This is a genomic window from Ramlibacter pallidus, from assembly GCF_015070875.1.
GTDB classification, from domain to species: Bacteria; Pseudomonadota; Gammaproteobacteria; order Burkholderiales; family Burkholderiaceae_C; genus Ramlibacter; species Ramlibacter pallidus.
Genome location: NZ_JADDIV010000001.1, coordinates 603,587 through 618,170 on the forward strand (window position 1 = coordinate 603,587; position 14,584 = coordinate 618,170).

A 14,584-nucleotide genomic window follows, 5' to 3' on the forward strand; every position below is an offset into this window, starting at 1 on the left:
AACATGCAAGAGACAAACGCTTCCAGGGGCGGCACGCCCTGGATCACCGCCGCGGCCGCGCTCGCGGCCATCACCGTCGTGGCTTGCGGAGGCGGCGGCAGCGACCCGGTCGCGCAGCCCCCTGCGCCGCCGCCAGCCCCGGTGCAGATGGCCTGCGCCGACCTCGCCGGCCTGGCCATCCCCGCGGCCGAGATCGCCCTGCCGACGTCCGGCGGCACCGTCACCTCCGCCGTGGTCGTGCCGGCGGCCGGCACCGGCGCGAACCTCGTGCCGGAACATTGCCTGGTCAACGCCAGCCTCGCGCCGGTCGATCCCGCGGCCACCCCCATCCTGCTGCGCGTCGCGCTGCCCACCACCTGGAACGGCAAGGCGCTGATGTTCGGCGGCGGCGGCTTCGACGGCACGATCCCCGCCATCACCGGCAACATCTCCAACGGCCCGACCGACCAGCCGCGGCCCATCGGGCGCGGCTACGCCACCTTCGCCAGCGACTCCGGCCACCAGGCCAACGAGTACGGCTCGCAGGACGGCCGCTGGGGCCTCAACGACGAGGCCGTCGCCAACTTCGGCGGCGATGCCCTGAAGAAGACGCGCGACGCCTCCATGTTCGTGATCAAGAAGCGCTATGGCACGGCGCCGGTGAAGTCGTACTTCGCCGGCGGCTCCACCGGCGGCCGCGAAGCGCTGACCTCCATCCAGCGCTGGCCCGCGGACTGGGACGGCGCGATCGCCTGGTACCCGGCGTGGAACGACGCCGGCGCGCTGCTGGCGGGCTGGAAGCTCACGCGCACGCTGGCCCAGGCCGGCGCCTACCCGAACCAGGCCAAGCGCGGCGTGGTCTACAACGCGGCGCTCGAAGCCTGCGACGCGCTCGACGGCGTGACGGACGGCCTCATCAGCAACCAGAACGCGTGCAACGCGAGCTTCGATCCGATGACGGCGACCGTCGGGGGACAGCCGCTGCGTTGCGCGGGCGGCGGCGACACGGGCAACAACTGCCTGTCGGACGTGCAGATCGCGGCGCTCGAGTCCATGAACCGCGACACGGTCTTCAACTTCCCGCTGGCCAGCGGCGAGACGCGCTACCAGGGCGTCAACGTCTGGGGCGCGGACCTCGGCATGCTCACGCCGGCGGCGGTGCAACCGGTGGTGACCTTCCTCGCACTGGGCACGACGCAGCCGGCCATGCCGATGCCGCGCACCGCGCCCTACGTCAGCGTGCTGGTCGACCAGTGGATCAAGTACTCGGTGACGCGCGACGCGAACTTCGATTCGCTGACGCTGGACCCCGAGAACCCGGGGCCCTACGCCGGCCGCATCAGCGACCTCAGCCAGCAGCTGGACACCAAGACCGACATCTCCGGCTTCCAGGCGCGCGGCGGCAAGCTGCTGCTGGCGCACGGCACCGCGGACATCCTGGTCAGCACGCGCGCCACACAGGAGTACTACAGGCGGCTGCAGGCGCAGTTCGGCCAGGCCAAGCTGGACACGTTCGCGCGCTACTACGAGGTGCCCGGGCTCGGGCACGCGATCAGCTCCGTGTTCAACGCCGCCTGGGATTCGCTGACCACCCTGGAGCAATGGGTGGAGAAGGGCACCGCGCCCGGCCCGCAGGTGACGACCGATACCGTCGGCGTCCCCGGCCGCACCCGCCCGATGTGCGACTACCCGAAGTGGCCGCGCTACAACGGCAGCGGCGACGTCAACGCGGCCAGCTCTTTCACCTGCGTGTTCTGAGCCGGCACCGGCCAAGGAGGCGAACATGACCCTGGGTACACGGCTCAAGGCGGCGCTGGCCGCGGGGGTGGTCCTGCTGGCGGGATGCGGCGGCGGCGGTTCGTCGCAGCCGGCGCCCGGCGGCGGCGGCGGCGGCGGTGGCGACGCGGCCACGCCGCCGGCGATGCAGCGCGCCACCGCTTTCGGGCCGGTGGTCGGCACCGACGATGCGGCCACCAGCGGCACGCTGCAGTGGAAGGGCGTGCCCTATGCGAAGGCGCCGGTCGGCGCCCTGCGCTGGATGCCGCCCGTGGACCCCGACCCGTGGACGGAAGCGCGCAGCACGCAGGCCTTCGCCAGCGCCTGCGCGCAGTCGGGCCGCCTGTACGGGCCGGGGCAGAACAACCGCTACGACGCCACGATCGGTACCGCGCTCGGCACGACGGTCGGCTCCGAGGACTGCCTCTACCTGAACATCTGGGCGCCCGCCGGCGCGGCCGCGTCGCCGCGCCCGGTGATCGTCTGGGTGCACGGGGGCAGCAACATCACCGGCTACACCGCCGACCCGGTGTACGACGGCGCGAACCTGGCGCGGACCGCCGACGTCGTGGTGGTTTCGGTCAACTACCGCCTCGGCGTGCTCGGCTTCCTCAACGCGCTGCAGCTCAAGACCGGCGACCCGCTGGTCGATTCCGGCAACTTCGCGCTGCTGGACCTCATCAAGGCGCTGAAGTTCGTGCAGGGCAACATCGCCGCGTTCGGCGGCAACCCCGCCAACGTCACGCTGATGGGCCAGTCGGCCGGCGCCGTGAACGTGCTGGCATTGCAGGCGTCGCCCGTGGTGCGCGCGGCGAGCCCGCAGCTGTTCCACCGGCTGGTCGAGATCAGCGGCGGCATCTCCACGCCCAACACCGTGCCGCCGGGCGTGATCGCCACCATCTACCCCGCGGCCATCTGGGCGCAACAGGGTGCGACGCTGCTGCAGTACGCGCTGGTGAACGACGGCACGGTGCCGGACCTCGCCGCGGCCGCGACCTACGTCGCCGGACGCAGTCCCGCGGAGATGGCCGCCTACCTGCGCAGCAAGTCGCCGGATGCGCTGTTGTCCATCGTACGCACGCAGTTGCCCGCGCTGGGCCTGCAGAACTCCAACCCGATCCCGGACGGCAACGTGCTGCCGCTCGACCCGATCATGGAAATCCGGGCCGGCCGCTACCTCAAGGTGCCGGTACTGGCGGGCATCACCCGCGACGAGACCAAGCTCTTCCCCAGCCTCTTCCCGCTGATGGGCCTGCCGAGCGGCCGCCTCCTGACCGACACGCAGGTCTTCCACATGGCCTTCGGCTACAACCCGAACGCGGCACCGGCCACGACGCTGGCCGAGTGGATCCCCGCGCAGTACCTGCCGGTGACGGCGGCGGGCACGGGCTTCAACTTCTGGGCGGACATCCTGAACCAGTTCTGGTTCATCCCCGGACGCGACGACCTGCTCAACTCCCTGAGCCTGCAGCAGTCGCAGGTGTGGCACTACCGGTTCGACTGGGACGAGCAGCCGGCCCCGTTCAACGACATCTTCGGCGCCGCGCACGCCTTCGACCTGCCGTTCCTTTTCGGCAACTTCGGACCCTCGCTGTACGCGAATTTCACCAACAGTGAGGCCAACCGGGCTGGACGGGAGCAGCTGGCGGAGGCCATGATGAAGAGCCTGGGCGCTTTCGCGCGCAGCGGCGACCCGAACAACGCCGCGCTGGGCGTCCGCTGGCAGCAGTGGCCGCGCAAGGTGGTGTTCGACGCAAGCCTGAGCGCGAAGCAGATCACGGCGCAGTAGACGCCGACCGCGCGCACAGGCCGTTGGGACGGGCCGGCCCTGCCGGCCCGAGGAGGAGATGCGATGACGAGAGCATTGTTCGCGCCCGCCCACTGGGTGCTGGGGCACCTGCCCACCGGCGTCAGCGTCGCGGGCGGATGCGCCCTGGTCGTGGCGCCGGCCATGGTGGCCCTGTACGCGCACGAAGCGCTCACGCCGCAAGCCCTGCAGGTCGTGGTGGCTGCGCTGTGCGTGCTCGCCGTGTACGGCGTGCTGGCGCTGCGCACCTTCGCCGCCGCCGACATCGGGCAGATCGTGCGCATCACGGACCGGCTCGCCAGCGGCGAACTGATCGACAACGTGCGCGCCATGCAGCCGGGCACCACCGATGCGGGCCGGCTGTGGGAATCGGTGCTGCGCATGAACACCACGCTGGGGCACATCGTCCGCCAGGTGCGCACCAGCGCAGATGCCGTGGTGGCCGGCTCGTACACCATCGCCGAAGGCAACGCGCAGCTGGCGCAGCGCACGCAGGAACAGGCCGTGTCGCTGGAAGAGACCGCCAGCGGCATCGAGCACCTCGCCTCCGGCGCGCGCCGCAACGCCGAGAGCTGCGACCGCGCCAACGATCTCGCCGGCCAGTCCCGCGAAGTCGCCGCGCAAGCCTCCAGCCAGATGCAGCAGGTGGCGGCGACCATGGACCGCATCTCGGCGAGCTCGCGGCGCGTGGCCGAGATCCTGGGCGCGGTCGAGGGCATCGCCTTCCAGACCAACATCCTCGCGCTGAACGCCGCCGTCGAAGCCGCGCGGGCCGGCGACCAGGGCCGCGGCTTCGCCGTCGTGGCGGCGGAAGTGCGCACCCTGGCGCAGCGCAGCGCGCAGGCGGCCAAGGAGATCAAGTCGCTGATCGACGAATCGGTGGGCAACGTCGCGGCCGGCCAGCAGCTGGTGGACGCCGCGGAGCACACGATGGGCCAGGTGGTGGAGAGCGTTGCCGCCGTCACGCAGGAGCTGGGCGCGATCGCGCGGGCCTCGCGCGACCAGAGCGCCGCCGTGCAGGAGATCAACCAGGCCATCGCGCAGGTGGATGCGGTCACGCAGCAGAATGCCGCGCTGGTGGAGGAGGCGGCCGGCGCGGCCGAATCCTTCCAGCACGAAGCAAGGCAGCTGGCCGACGTGGTCGGCCGATTCAAGACGGACCGCAACGACGACCGCGGCCGCGTCATCGCGCTGGTCAAGCAGGCCGTGGAGCACGTGCGCCGCTTCGGCGTGCGGCGCGCCTGCGCCGACTTCAACGACCCCCGCGGGGACTTCGTGCGCGGCGAGGATTACGTCTTCGCGCTGGCCGGCGACGGCACGCAGCTGGCCTTCGCGCCGGACCCCAACGTGGTCGGCCGCAACAACGTCGACGACATGGACGCGGACGGCAAGGTGGTCGGCCGCGAGATCCTGAAGGTGGCGAAGGACCCCGGCTTCGGTTGGGTGGACTACCAGTTCGTCAACCCGAAGACCGGGCAGACGGAACCGAAGTCGGTCTACGTCGAAGGGGCGGACGGCATCGTGCTCGGCTGCGGGATCTACCGCAACCGCGCCGGCCAGGCGCAAGCCCAGCAGCACCAGGTGCTGCGCATCCCCGCGGCGCCACACGCGCCGATGCGCCTGGGCAGGTAGGCGGAATCCTTAACGGAGGCGCGCATTGCAGTAGGATGGGCCCCCCACCGATGCATCCGCCACCCCTCCAAGAGGTTCGCCACCTCCTCGCCACCGGCGGGCTCCAGCCTGCCCTCGCCTACCTCAACCAGCGCGTGCCGCACCGCTTCACGGCCGTCTACAAGGTCGAAGGCGGCGTGATGCGCAACATCGCGATCGTCGACAAGCAGGGCGAAGTGGTCCCTGAGCACCTGCTGGAGGTGCCCTTCGCCTCCAGCTACTGCCAGTTCGTGCTGCGCGACGGCTACTTCAGGTTCCACGGCCTGCGCGACGACCGGCTCGAAGGGCATCCCTACCAGGGCATCGTGAACTCGTACGTGGGGCTGCCGCTGTCCACCGACGGCGACCAGGTGGTGGGCACCTTCTGCCACTTCGACTTTCCCGCGCAGGCGATCGCCGACGCGGAGTACGAGCTGATGCAGCAGGTGGCGCCGGACCTCGCCACCTACGTGCCCTGACGGCGGAGGCGGCCGCTAGCCGGCGCTGAGGCTCTCGGCGATCTTGCGGCCGGTCTCGGCTTCCGACTTCGGCACCGAGACCTGCGCGTTGCACGTCCCACGCGGGCCCTTGATGGCGATGTAGAGGTTCAGGTTGCCGGGCTTGCCGCCGATGCCGCTGAACTCGTAGTAGTGGCGCGAAGCACTGTCCTCGATCATCTTCTCGACCTTCAGCGAGCCGACGATCATCTTCTTGGACTCCGCGAACGGCATCTTCACGCCGTTGACGGCCGCCGAGCTTTTCTTGTCGGCCGTGTTCGCGATACCCATCGGCTCGCCCATGATCGACTGCTGCTTCCAGCCCTCGGGGATGGCCACCTGGCAGGTGCCACCGGATTCCTTCATCAACTTCCATCCCTTCGGGACGGCTTGGGCCTGGGCAGGGCCCGCGAGCGAAACGGCCGCGGCCAGCGCGGCGCCCAGTACTGCTTTTCTCAATGGGTTTCCTTCGTCATGCAGGGAAATCGAGGCTCAGTCGAACCGGACGGCCTTCACGTTGTATTCCTGGCCGATGGTCTGCTCCCAGACCGCCACCGCGCTGCCTGTTCCGTCGATCGCGACGAATGGGGCGCTCGATGTCGCGGAAATCGCCTCCGACAGCTGGCCGATGCCTGTCCAGGCTTTTCCCGCCACCTGCCGCGCGGCGAACACCGCCTCGTTCGCCCCACCCTGGTACTGGCGCCACACCACGAGGGCATTGCCGCGTGCGTCCACGGCAACGTGGACCTGGGATGCATCCCGATCCAGGTCTTCCACGCGCTCGGGCGCCTGCCAGCCGCCGCCCGGCGTGTAGCGGCGCGTCCAGACGTCGGAATAGGCGTCATCCTGGATCCAGGCGACCACGGCGCCGCCGTTCGCGTCCATGGCCACCCTGGGGTCCGACGCGTTGTTGTCGGAATCACCATTGATGCGGACGACCCCTTTCCAGCCCGTGCCCGGGCGAAAACCGTTGGCCCAGACTTCCCGCAGGCCCTGCTCCCACACCAGGAAGAAGCTGCCGTCGGCAGAGGCGGCGATGGAGATCGGCTGATCGATCGATTGCGTGGCTGCCTCGACGGCGACGGGCGCCGACCAGCCGCCCGTGCGCCCCGAATCGACTGCGAAGACGTCATGAACCCCGGAACCGCCGGCCTGGTGCTGCCGCCATGCGACGATCGCGTGGCCCGAAGGCTCCAGGGCCACCACCGGGTCGGCCGATGCATTGGGTTCGCTCTCGAGCCGCTGCGCGCCTTGCCAACCGCCCGCAGGCGTGAAACGGTTCGCGTACACGTTGGACTCGGCACCGTCGTTCTGGATCCACACTGCCACGGCCTCGCCGCCGGAATTCATGGCGATGCGATGCGCGTTCACGCTCGCGTTCTGCAGCAATTGCGCCGTGCCCCAGCCGGAGCCCACCACGTAGCGATTGGTGCGCAACTCGTAGACCGAGCTGTTCCACTGCCGCCAGGTGACGATCGCATTGCCGGCGGCGTCCATGGCGATCTCCGGGTCGTAGGCGACACCGGAGTCGGCTTCGATGGTCTGCGGCGTGCTCCAGCCGGTGCCCGGCTGGTAGCGGCTGGCCCAGATGCTGCCGATCGAATCGGCCTGCCGCCATACCGCGATCGCATTGCCGCTCGCATCCGCGGCGACCCGCGGCTCATAGGCGGAATCCACGCGATCTTCGAGGGACTGCGGCGCGCCCCACGCACCGTCGGCGGTCGTGAAGCTGATCGACGGACCCTGGCCGACCCGCACGGTGTACCTGGCGACGGGCACAAGACGCGCCGCCGGGGAGATGCGCAGGTACCGGCCGTTCGCCGAAACCGTTGCAGCCACCGTCGCGCCTTCAAGAAGGAACTGCACGGTGTCCGCCTGCACGGGGGCCGACATCGTGAGTTCCGGGCGAACCCCCCGGTCCACGTCCGTCGCACCGTTGGCCGGCGAACTGCTCACGATGGAAAGGCCCCCCGCATCCGGCCCCGGTGCCGGCCCGTCGCTGCCGCCGCACGCGACGAGCAACAGCGATGCCGCGGACGCGACAAGGCCTGATCGCCAGTGGCTGGCGGATGGCACGGGCACGGGCGTGCGCTTCTGGGGATGGGAGAGCGGACTCATGGATTCCTTCGCATGCGGTCGTCGAACTTCCGGCAAGGGAAGTGCAGCGGCGCAGTATCGGGAGCGGGGCGGGCGACCAGAAGTGACCGAGGTCACCTGCGGCGAGCCTGCCGCGTCGCATCCGGCGAAAAGGACGAATAGTTCGCGCCCAGGTGCGGGGCCGACGGAGGAATCGGCAAGCGACTGGGAGGCCGTGGACGTCACCCGGAAGTTGAGGGAGCCCCCGGACGGCCTGTTCACCAAGCCAGGGTGGATCTGGCTGCCGGCGGACACCTCGGAGAAGCCGGAGTACGTGAAGGTCCGGATCAACGACTTCTCGGTGCTCGGGCACTAGCGGGCGGGCGCTCCCGCTTCGAGCCGCGTGCGCAGCGTCTCGAGGAAACCTTCCAGCTGCCGCTGGTAGTACCACTGCACCACCGGACGGAAGAAGGCGAGCAGCGGCAGGTTGCCGACGTCGCTGCGCAACGCGTAGGTGAAGACGGCGCCCTCGCCGGACGCAGCCACCGTCCGCTCGACGGCCACCGGCGCGGGACCCTGCACGGTGCGGCTGAGCACGCGCTGCGGCGGCTGGAATTCCGTGATCTCCGTGACGGTGACCAGCGTCTGGCCGAAGGCCTTCAGCGTTTCCTCCGTCCGGGCACCGGCGCGGGCCGGCCCCGGCGTCGTGCGGCGGATGCTCACGATGCCGCCGCGCCAGTGGATGTCGTTCTCGACGTCGGAGACGTAGCGGAAGACCGTGTCCTGGTCGCGCTGGATCAGGACGGAAGCACGCACGGCCACGATGCTTTCCGCGGCGCGCGCGGACGGGAACCAGGCGAGGAGGCAGGCCGCGAGGGCGGCATAGAGGGAATGACGGGTGTTCTTCATGGGCGCGGATTTTTCGCGCCGGGCCGGGCCCCGTATTGATCGAACGCGACGCGTGGGCGCCGCGCGTTTCAGGCGTAAGGGCGCCCGCCGGCGTCCGCCCGGCCGAAAGCGATGGAGAGCGGCGTCGGAGGCAGGCGCGTGAATTCGCCCGGCGTCATCTGCGTCAGCCGCCGGAACTCCCGCGTCATGTGGGCCTGGTCCGCATAGCCGGCGCCGGCCGCGACCTCCGACAGCTTGTGCCCCCGCCCCGCGAGCCGGCAGGCATGCTGCAGCCGCACCGCATGGGAGAACCCCTTGGGCGTGGTGTTCATCCAGCGCCGCATGTCGCGCTCGAGCTGCCGGCGGGTGATGGCGTAGTTCGTGGCCACCGACTCGATGGAGCCGCAGCCGTCCCGCATCAGCTCCGCGCAGGCGCGCGCAGTGCGCAGGGCGGCGGGCGGCATGGCGCGCCGCCGGAGCAACCACGACTCGAGCCAGCGGCCGACGCGGTCGAGGCTCTCGTGCAGGCCGGCGTCCGCCTGCGCGGCCTGCGAGAGGCCGCGCGAACCCTGTCCGCCGATCACCGCATCGAGGCCGATGCAGTCCGCCTGGCCCTGCATGGCCTGGCCGCAGGTGAGTTCCAGTGCGCCCAGCGGCGTGAGCAAGGCGAAGACGCCCACGAAAGGCCCGGCCACGTCGCGCCGGGCGGGCTCGCCCCGGATTCCGCTCAAGAGGCTGGTGCCGACGTCGGAAGGATGCCGCGCGTCGCCGCCGAAATGCACGTGCACGACCGTGGCGCCGGTGGGCACGGCCAGCATGGAACGGGGACGGCGGAGGTCCGCATGGACGGCGACCAGGCCCGTCACGAGCTCGCCGAGCGGGCCGTCGACGCGCCGGGCGGCGACGGTCCACGTGTCATCGGTTTCGGGCGGCTCGCGGGTCATCGCGCGAGTGTCGCCGAATGCGACGCGCAGGGATTGGAAGAACGCGACATGGCGGTTCGCTCGCCTTTTGCGCCGGCTTCATCGACGTCCCCGACTCGCAGGCCAACCTGCCCCGGGTCTCCGCCGCCTGATCGGCGCACCGCGCACTGCGCGTTCAGCTGCGCGGCAGGGGACCCCTGCGCCTGCCGGCCCAGGTGCTGAACGACCTGCACGAGGTGGCGGCGCACGTCGCGGCGAACGTGCGGCATGCCGCGCTGCGGCGCTTGCGCCAGGAGTGCGCGTCGCGCCTCAGCGCCTGAGGCGCGCAGCACGTGGCCGCGTCGGGCCCTGCGCGTTCGACCGGCTAAAGTGTGACGTGGAGGTCCCTTCCATGACCATCGACCAGCGCCTCAAGGACTTGGGGATTGTCCTGCCGCCGGGCACCGCGCCGGCGGCGAACTACGCCAATGCGGTGCGCACCGGCAACCTTCTCTTCATCTCGGGGAAAGGACCACTGCCCGAGAACGGGGTGCTTCCCAGGGGAAGGCTCGGCCGGGAATTCTCGGTGGAGCAGGGTTACCGTTTTGCCCGGTCGGCCGGTCTGGACGTATTGGCGGTCATGCACGCCGAGCTCGGGTCGCTCGAGCGCGTCGTGCGCATCGTCGAGGTGCAGGGATTCGTCAATGCGGAGCCTGACTTCGAGGAACACGCCAAGGTCTTGAATGGTTGCTCCGACCTGATGGTCGAGGTGTTCGGCGAGAGGGGACTCCACGCGAGATCGGTCTTCGGCGCCACGTCCTTGCGCGGCGCGCTTCCCATCATCCTCAGGGCGGTGGTGGAGTTCTCCCGGGATGGCTAGCCCGGTGCGTCTTGCCTGGGGTTGCGTGCCACACCAGAGTGCGAGGAGCCATAGGCCAATCGCTAGCGGCCGCTGCTGTGGAATGTGTCAGCCTATGGGATCTCAGGAGGCCCCATGTTGTTCCGACCCGCCGCTGCCAACCGAACGTCCACAGGAGAGGAGTCTTGGGACGCGCGAACCGTGCCCATGCCGCTCGCCTCGGAGCCGGTCACACCGCTGCGCAGCCGGCGACACCTGTTGGAAAGGTTGCGCGCCGCAGTTCGCCTGGAGCGTGCCTGGGCGGATACGGTTTGCATGTCGGGTGAAGTTAGCCCGACGTCATGATCGCAAGCGGCAGGGTTGCCGTGGTAGGCCGTGCTGGACTTGAACCAGCGACCAAGGGATTATGAGTCCCCTGCTCTGACCAACTGAGCTAACGGCCCGCCTGCGGGGATTGTAGGGCGGGTGTCGCTGGCGCTCCCGACATGGGAGACATGGGAGCCCTGGATCCCCGCCTCCGCGGGGGTGACGTTCACTTGTGGCTCAGCGCATTCGTCACCAGCTTCGACGTGATGTCCACGATCTGGATCATCCGGTCGTAGGCCATGCGCGTCGGGCCGATCACGCCCAGGGTGCCGACCACCTGGCCGTCCACCTCGTAGGGCGCGCTCACCACGGACAGTTCCTCGAAGGGCACGATCTGGCTTTCGCCGCCGATGAAGATGCGCACGCCTTCGGCCTGGCTGGAGACGTCCAGCAGGCGCATCAGCTGCGTCTTCTGCTCGAACAGTTCGAAGGCGCGGCGCAGGTGCGTCATGTCGCTGGAGAAGTCGCTCACGGCCAGCAGGTTGCGTTCGCCGGAGATGACGACCTCGTCCTGGTCCTGCTGCAGCGCTTCGGAACTGGCTTCCACCGCGGTCTGCATGAGCGTGACGATCTCGCCGCGCAGCTCGTCGACCTCGTTCTTCAGGCGCTCGCGCACCGCCTCGATGGTGAGACCGGCGTAGTTCGCGTTCAGGTAGTTGGCGGCTTCGGCCAGCTGCGACTGCGTGTAGTCGGCCGCGGTGTGCACCACGCGGTTCTGCACGTCGCCTTCGGGCGACACGATGATGACCAGGAAGCGCTTTTCCGACAGGCGCAGGAATTCGATGTGGCGAAAGACCGAGCTGCGCCGCGGCGCCACCACCACGCCGACGAACTGCGACATGTTCGACAGCATGTGCGCGGCGTTGGCGATCACCCGCTGCGGCTGGTCGGGCGGCAGCGAGACCGGCGCCGACAGCGACTCGCGGCGCGCCGTGAGCATGGTGTCGACGAACAGGCGGTAGCCGCGCGCGGTGGGAATGCGGCCGGCGGAGGTGTGCGGGCTGGCGACCAGCCCCAGCTCCTCCAGGTCGGACATCACGTTACGAATCGTGGCCGGGGAGAGCTCCAGGCCCGAGGCGCGGGAAAGGGTGCGCGAACCCACGGGTTGCCCCTCGGCGATGTAGCGCTCGATCAGGGCTTTCAGCAACAGCTTGGCGCGGTCGTCGAGCTTCATGGGGATGCGGGGGACTGCCTGCCGATTTTAATGATGTAATTTGAAGATGAATCCCATCTTCCGGCAGGTTGGTCTGTTCGGCAAGTACCACGCCGCGCCAGCGCCGGCGATGGCCGCCTCGAGCCGTGCGGCGCTGGGGGACATCGCGCGTTTCCTGGCGGACCAGGGCTGCGGGGTGGTGGTGGAGGACGACACGGCCGCCAATGCCGACATCACGGGCTTCCCCACCGCGGACATCGCCACCATCGGCGCGGAATGCGACCTGGGCCTGGTGGTGGGCGGCGACGGCACCATGCTGGGCATCGGCCGGCAGCTCGCCCGCCACGACGTGCCCCTGATCGGCATCAACCAGGGCCGGCTGGGTTTCATCACCGACATCCCGCTGGACCAGTTCCGCACCGTGCTGCCGCCCATGCTGGCCGGCGAATACGACGAGGACCCCCGCACCCTGATGCAGGCCAGCGTGCTGCGCGACGGCAACACCGTGTTCGAGGCGCAGGCCATGAACGACGTGGTGGTGAACCGCGGCGCGACCTCCGGCATGGTGGAACTGAAGGTGGAGGTGGACGGCCGTTTCGTCGCCCGCCAGCGTGCCGACGGCCTGATCGTCGCCTCGCCCACCGGCTCCAGCGCCTATGCCCTCTCGGCCGGCGGCCCCCTGCTGCACCCGTCCAACCCCGGCTGGGTGCTGGTGCCGATCGCGCCGCACACGCTGTCGAACCGGCCGATCGTGCTGCCGGACAGCGTGGAGATCGTGATCGAACTGGTGGCCGGCCGCGATGCCAGCGCCAATTTCGACATGCAGTCCCTGGCTTCACTGCAGCACGGTGACCGCATCACCGTGCGGCGCTCGCAGCACAAGGTACGCTTCCTGCATCCCAAGGGCTGGACCTACTTCGACACGCTGCGGCGCAAGCTGCACTGGAACGAGGGCGGGGTTTAGGCAATGAGCTTGAAACGTATTGCATTGCGCGATTTCGTGATCGTCCGCGAGCTCGAACTGGAGCTCGCGGACGGCTTTTCCGTGCTGACCGGCGAAACCGGCGCCGGCAAGTCCATCCTGGTCGACGCCCTGCAGCTCGCCCTGGGTGCGCGCGCCGAATCCACCGTGGTACGCGAAGGCGCCGCCCGCACCGAGATCAGCGCCGAATTCGACCTGCCCGCCTCGCTGCGCCCTTGGCTGCAGGAAGCCGGCTTCGATGCCGAAGACACCCTGCTGCTGCGCCGGAGCATCGACGCCGCCGGCAAGAGCCGCGCCTGGATCAACGGCAGCGCCGCCACGGCCACGCAGCTGCGCGAAGTGGGCGAACAGCTGGTCGACATCCACGGCCAGCACGCCTGGCAGAGCCTGACTCGGCCGGCCTCCGTGCGGGTGCTGCTCGATGGCTATGCGGGGCTGGACACCGCGCGGCTGGAACAACTGTGGTCCGCCTGGCGCGCCGCGCAGAAGACGCTGGCCGACGCCCGCAGCGCGCAAGACTCGCTGCAGCGCGAACGCGAGCGCCTCGCCTGGCAGATCGGCGAAGTCGACAAGCTCGCGCCCGGCGCGGACGAGTGGGACGAACTGAACGCCGGCCACACGCGCCTGTCGCACGCCCAGGCGTTGATGGATGCCGCGCAGTCGGCCCAGCAGCTGCTGGACGGCGAGGACGGCAGCGCCCGCGGCAGCCTCTCGCAGGCACTGGAAGCGCTGCGCGACCAGGAACACCTGGAGCCGCAGTTCCGCGAGATCGCCGAAGTGCTGGCCTCCAGCCTGGCGCAGATGGAAGACGCGTCCCATTCGCTGCACACCTACCTGCGCAAGACCGACCTCGACCCCGAGAGGCTGGCGGAACTGGACGAGCGCATGTCGTCCTGGCTGTCGCTGGCGCGCCGCTACAAGCGCACGCCGCCGGAACTGCCGGCGCTGCTCGCCTCCTGGAAGGACGAACTGGCCCGCCTCGACGCCGCCGCCGACCTGGCCGCGCTGGAGGCGGCCGAGAAGAAGCAGGCCGACGCCTTCCTGGCCGAAGCGCGTTCGCTGTCCAAGGCACGCGCCAAGGCCGCGCCGCAGCTCGCCAAGGCGGTCACGCTGGCGATGCAGGGCCTGGGCATGCAGGGCGGCCGCTTCGAGATCGCGCTGGAGAAGCTGGAAAGCCCGACGGCGCACGGGCTGGAGGAAGTGGCTTTCCTGGTGGCCGGCCATGCGGGCAGCACGCCGCGGCCCGTCGGCAAGGTGGCGTCGGGCGGCGAGCTCTCGCGGATCGCGTTGGCGATCGCCGTCACCACCAGCCGCATCGGCACCGCGCAGACGCTGATCTTCGACGAGGTCGACTCCGGTGTCGGCGGCGCCGTCGCCGAGACGGTGGGCCGCCTGATGAAGCAGCTGGGACGCGACCGCCAGGTGCTGGCCGTGACGCACCTGCCGCAGGTCGCCGCCTGCGCCGACCACCACCTGGTCGTGGCGAAGCAGGCCGAAGGCAAGGGCGTCGCCAGTTCGGTCGCGCCGGTTGAAGGCGAGAAGCGCGTGGCCGAGATCGCGCGCATGCTGGGCGGCGAGCGCCTGTCGGGCACGACGCTGGCGCACGCCAAGGAAATGCTCGGCGACGCCGCAGCGGCGGGAAGCTGACC

The 14,584-nt window shown here is 70.0% G+C and carries 13 protein-coding genes and 1 tRNA gene; 8 read left to right on the plus strand and 6 right to left on the minus strand.

Going from position 1 to position 14,584, the window contains the following annotated elements; genetic code table 11:
- Positions 1 to 3 precede the first annotated feature (3 nt).
- The 4 genes from IM787_RS03050 (at position 4) to IM787_RS03065 (ending at position 5,691) form a co-directional block, all read left to right on the plus strand.
- Positions 4 to 1,737 (plus strand): tannase/feruloyl esterase family alpha/beta hydrolase, encoded by a 1,734-nt coding sequence (locus IM787_RS03050; RefSeq protein WP_193675149.1) that lies wholly within the window; start codon positions 4 to 6, stop codon positions 1,735 to 1,737.
- 25 nt (positions 1,738 to 1,762) lie between these two features.
- Positions 1,763 to 3,544 carry a carboxylesterase/lipase family protein gene (locus tag IM787_RS03055; protein ID WP_193675150.1) on the plus strand — a complete coding sequence of 594 codons (1,782 nt, stop codon included), beginning with the start codon at positions 1,763 to 1,765 and terminating at the stop codon, positions 3,542 to 3,544.
- Positions 3,545 to 3,607: 63 nt separating this feature from the next.
- Positions 3,608 to 5,194, plus strand: coding sequence for a methyl-accepting chemotaxis protein (locus tag IM787_RS03060; protein WP_193675151.1), 1,587 nt, complete (start codon positions 3,608 to 3,610; stop codon positions 5,192 to 5,194).
- A gap of 50 nt (positions 5,195 to 5,244) precedes the next feature.
- Entirely contained in the window at positions 5,245 to 5,691 is a 447-nt protein-coding gene (locus IM787_RS03065; protein ID WP_193675152.1) for a GAF domain-containing protein, read from the plus strand.
- A gap of 15 nt (positions 5,692 to 5,706) precedes the next feature.
- On the opposite strand, the gene IM787_RS03070 is transcribed toward IM787_RS03065, so the two are convergent.
- Together IM787_RS03070 and IM787_RS03075 are read right to left on the minus strand one after the other, a co-directional pair.
- Entirely contained in the window at positions 5,707 to 6,168 is a 462-nt protein-coding gene (locus tag IM787_RS03070) for a hypothetical protein (RefSeq protein ID WP_193675153.1), read from the minus strand.
- Between the two features lie 33 nt (positions 6,169 to 6,201).
- Complete coding sequence (locus tag IM787_RS03075) at positions 6,202 to 7,827, minus strand: Ig-like domain-containing domain (RefSeq protein ID WP_193675154.1); 1,626 nt, start codon at positions 7,825 to 7,827, stop codon at positions 6,202 to 6,204.
- Between the two features lie 193 nt (positions 7,828 to 8,020).
- Here IM787_RS03075 and IM787_RS03080 point away from each other — a divergent pair, with 193 nt between their 5' ends.
- Positions 8,021 to 8,161 carry a hypothetical protein gene (locus tag IM787_RS03080; protein ID WP_193675155.1) on the plus strand — a complete coding sequence of 47 codons (141 nt, stop codon included), beginning with the start codon at positions 8,021 to 8,023 and terminating at the stop codon, positions 8,159 to 8,161.
- Here IM787_RS03080 and IM787_RS03085 read toward each other — a convergent pair.
- Together IM787_RS03085 and IM787_RS03090 are read right to left on the minus strand one after the other, a co-directional pair.
- Positions 8,158 to 8,694, minus strand: a complete 537-nt coding sequence (locus tag IM787_RS03085) for an SRPBCC family protein (protein ID WP_193675156.1) — start codon at positions 8,692 to 8,694, stop codon at positions 8,158 to 8,160. The two genes, IM787_RS03080 and IM787_RS03085, sit on opposite strands and share 4 nt — an antisense overlap.
- Positions 8,695 to 8,762: 68 nt before the next feature.
- Entirely contained in the window at positions 8,763 to 9,617 is an 855-nt protein-coding gene (locus IM787_RS03090) for a helix-turn-helix domain-containing protein (RefSeq protein ID WP_193675157.1), read from the minus strand.
- Positions 9,618 to 9,987: 370 nt separating this feature from the next.
- Here IM787_RS03090 and IM787_RS03095 point away from each other — a divergent pair, with 370 nt between their 5' ends.
- On the plus strand, positions 9,988 to 10,455 hold the full coding sequence (locus IM787_RS03095) for a RidA family protein (protein WP_193675158.1): 468 nt from the start codon (positions 9,988 to 9,990) through the stop codon (positions 10,453 to 10,455).
- A gap of 345 nt (positions 10,456 to 10,800) precedes the next feature.
- Here IM787_RS03095 and IM787_RS03100 read toward each other — a convergent pair.
- Together IM787_RS03100 and hrcA are read right to left on the minus strand one after the other, a co-directional pair.
- A tRNA-Ile gene (locus IM787_RS03100) sits at positions 10,801 to 10,877 on the minus strand.
- An 89-nt stretch (positions 10,878 to 10,966) separates the two neighbouring features.
- Positions 10,967 to 11,974 (minus strand): heat-inducible transcriptional repressor HrcA, encoded by a 1,008-nt coding sequence (hrcA, locus tag IM787_RS03105; protein WP_193675159.1) that lies wholly within the window; start codon positions 11,972 to 11,974, stop codon positions 10,967 to 10,969.
- A 46-nt stretch (positions 11,975 to 12,020) separates the two neighbouring features.
- Here hrcA and IM787_RS03110 point away from each other — a divergent pair, with 46 nt between their 5' ends.
- Together IM787_RS03110 and recN are read left to right on the plus strand one after the other, a co-directional pair.
- Positions 12,021 to 12,917: an NAD kinase gene (locus IM787_RS03110; RefSeq protein WP_193675160.1), complete on the plus strand. Its 897-nt coding sequence runs from the start codon at positions 12,021 to 12,023 to the stop codon at positions 12,915 to 12,917.
- 3 nt (positions 12,918 to 12,920) lie between these two features.
- Entirely contained in the window at positions 12,921 to 14,582 is a 1,662-nt protein-coding gene (gene recN / locus IM787_RS03115) for a DNA repair protein RecN (protein WP_193675161.1), read from the plus strand.
- Positions 14,583 to 14,584 lie beyond the last annotated feature (2 nt).

Excerpts from the sequence above, each read along its gene's own strand:
- IM787_RS03085 (WP_193675156.1), bottom strand. The coding sequence starts at position 8,694 with ATGAAGAACACCCGTCATTCCCTCTATGCCGCCCTCGCGGCCTGCCTC.
- IM787_RS03095 (WP_193675158.1), top strand. The coding sequence starts at position 9,988 with ATGACCATCGACCAGCGCCTCAAGGACTTGGGGATTGTCCTGCCGCCG.
- IM787_RS03075 (WP_193675154.1), bottom strand. The coding sequence starts at position 7,827 with ATGAGTCCGCTCTCCCATCCCCAGAAGCGCACGCCCGTGCCCGTGCCA.
- IM787_RS03050 (WP_193675149.1), top strand. The coding sequence starts at position 4 with ATGCAAGAGACAAACGCTTCCAGGGGCGGCACGCCCTGGATCACCGCC.
- recN (WP_193675161.1), top strand. The coding sequence starts at position 12,921 with ATGAGCTTGAAACGTATTGCATTGCGCGATTTCGTGATCGTCCGCGAG.
- IM787_RS03110 (WP_193675160.1), top strand. The coding sequence starts at position 12,021 with ATGAATCCCATCTTCCGGCAGGTTGGTCTGTTCGGCAAGTACCACGCC.
- hrcA (WP_193675159.1), bottom strand. The coding sequence starts at position 11,974 with ATGAAGCTCGACGACCGCGCCAAGCTGTTGCTGAAAGCCCTGATCGAG.
- IM787_RS03090 (WP_193675157.1), bottom strand. The coding sequence starts at position 9,617 with ATGACCCGCGAGCCGCCCGAAACCGATGACACGTGGACCGTCGCCGCC.
- IM787_RS03060 (WP_193675151.1), top strand. The coding sequence starts at position 3,608 with ATGACGAGAGCATTGTTCGCGCCCGCCCACTGGGTGCTGGGGCACCTG.
- IM787_RS03065 (WP_193675152.1), top strand. The coding sequence starts at position 5,245 with ATGCATCCGCCACCCCTCCAAGAGGTTCGCCACCTCCTCGCCACCGGC.
- IM787_RS03055 (WP_193675150.1), top strand. The coding sequence starts at position 1,763 with ATGACCCTGGGTACACGGCTCAAGGCGGCGCTGGCCGCGGGGGTGGTC.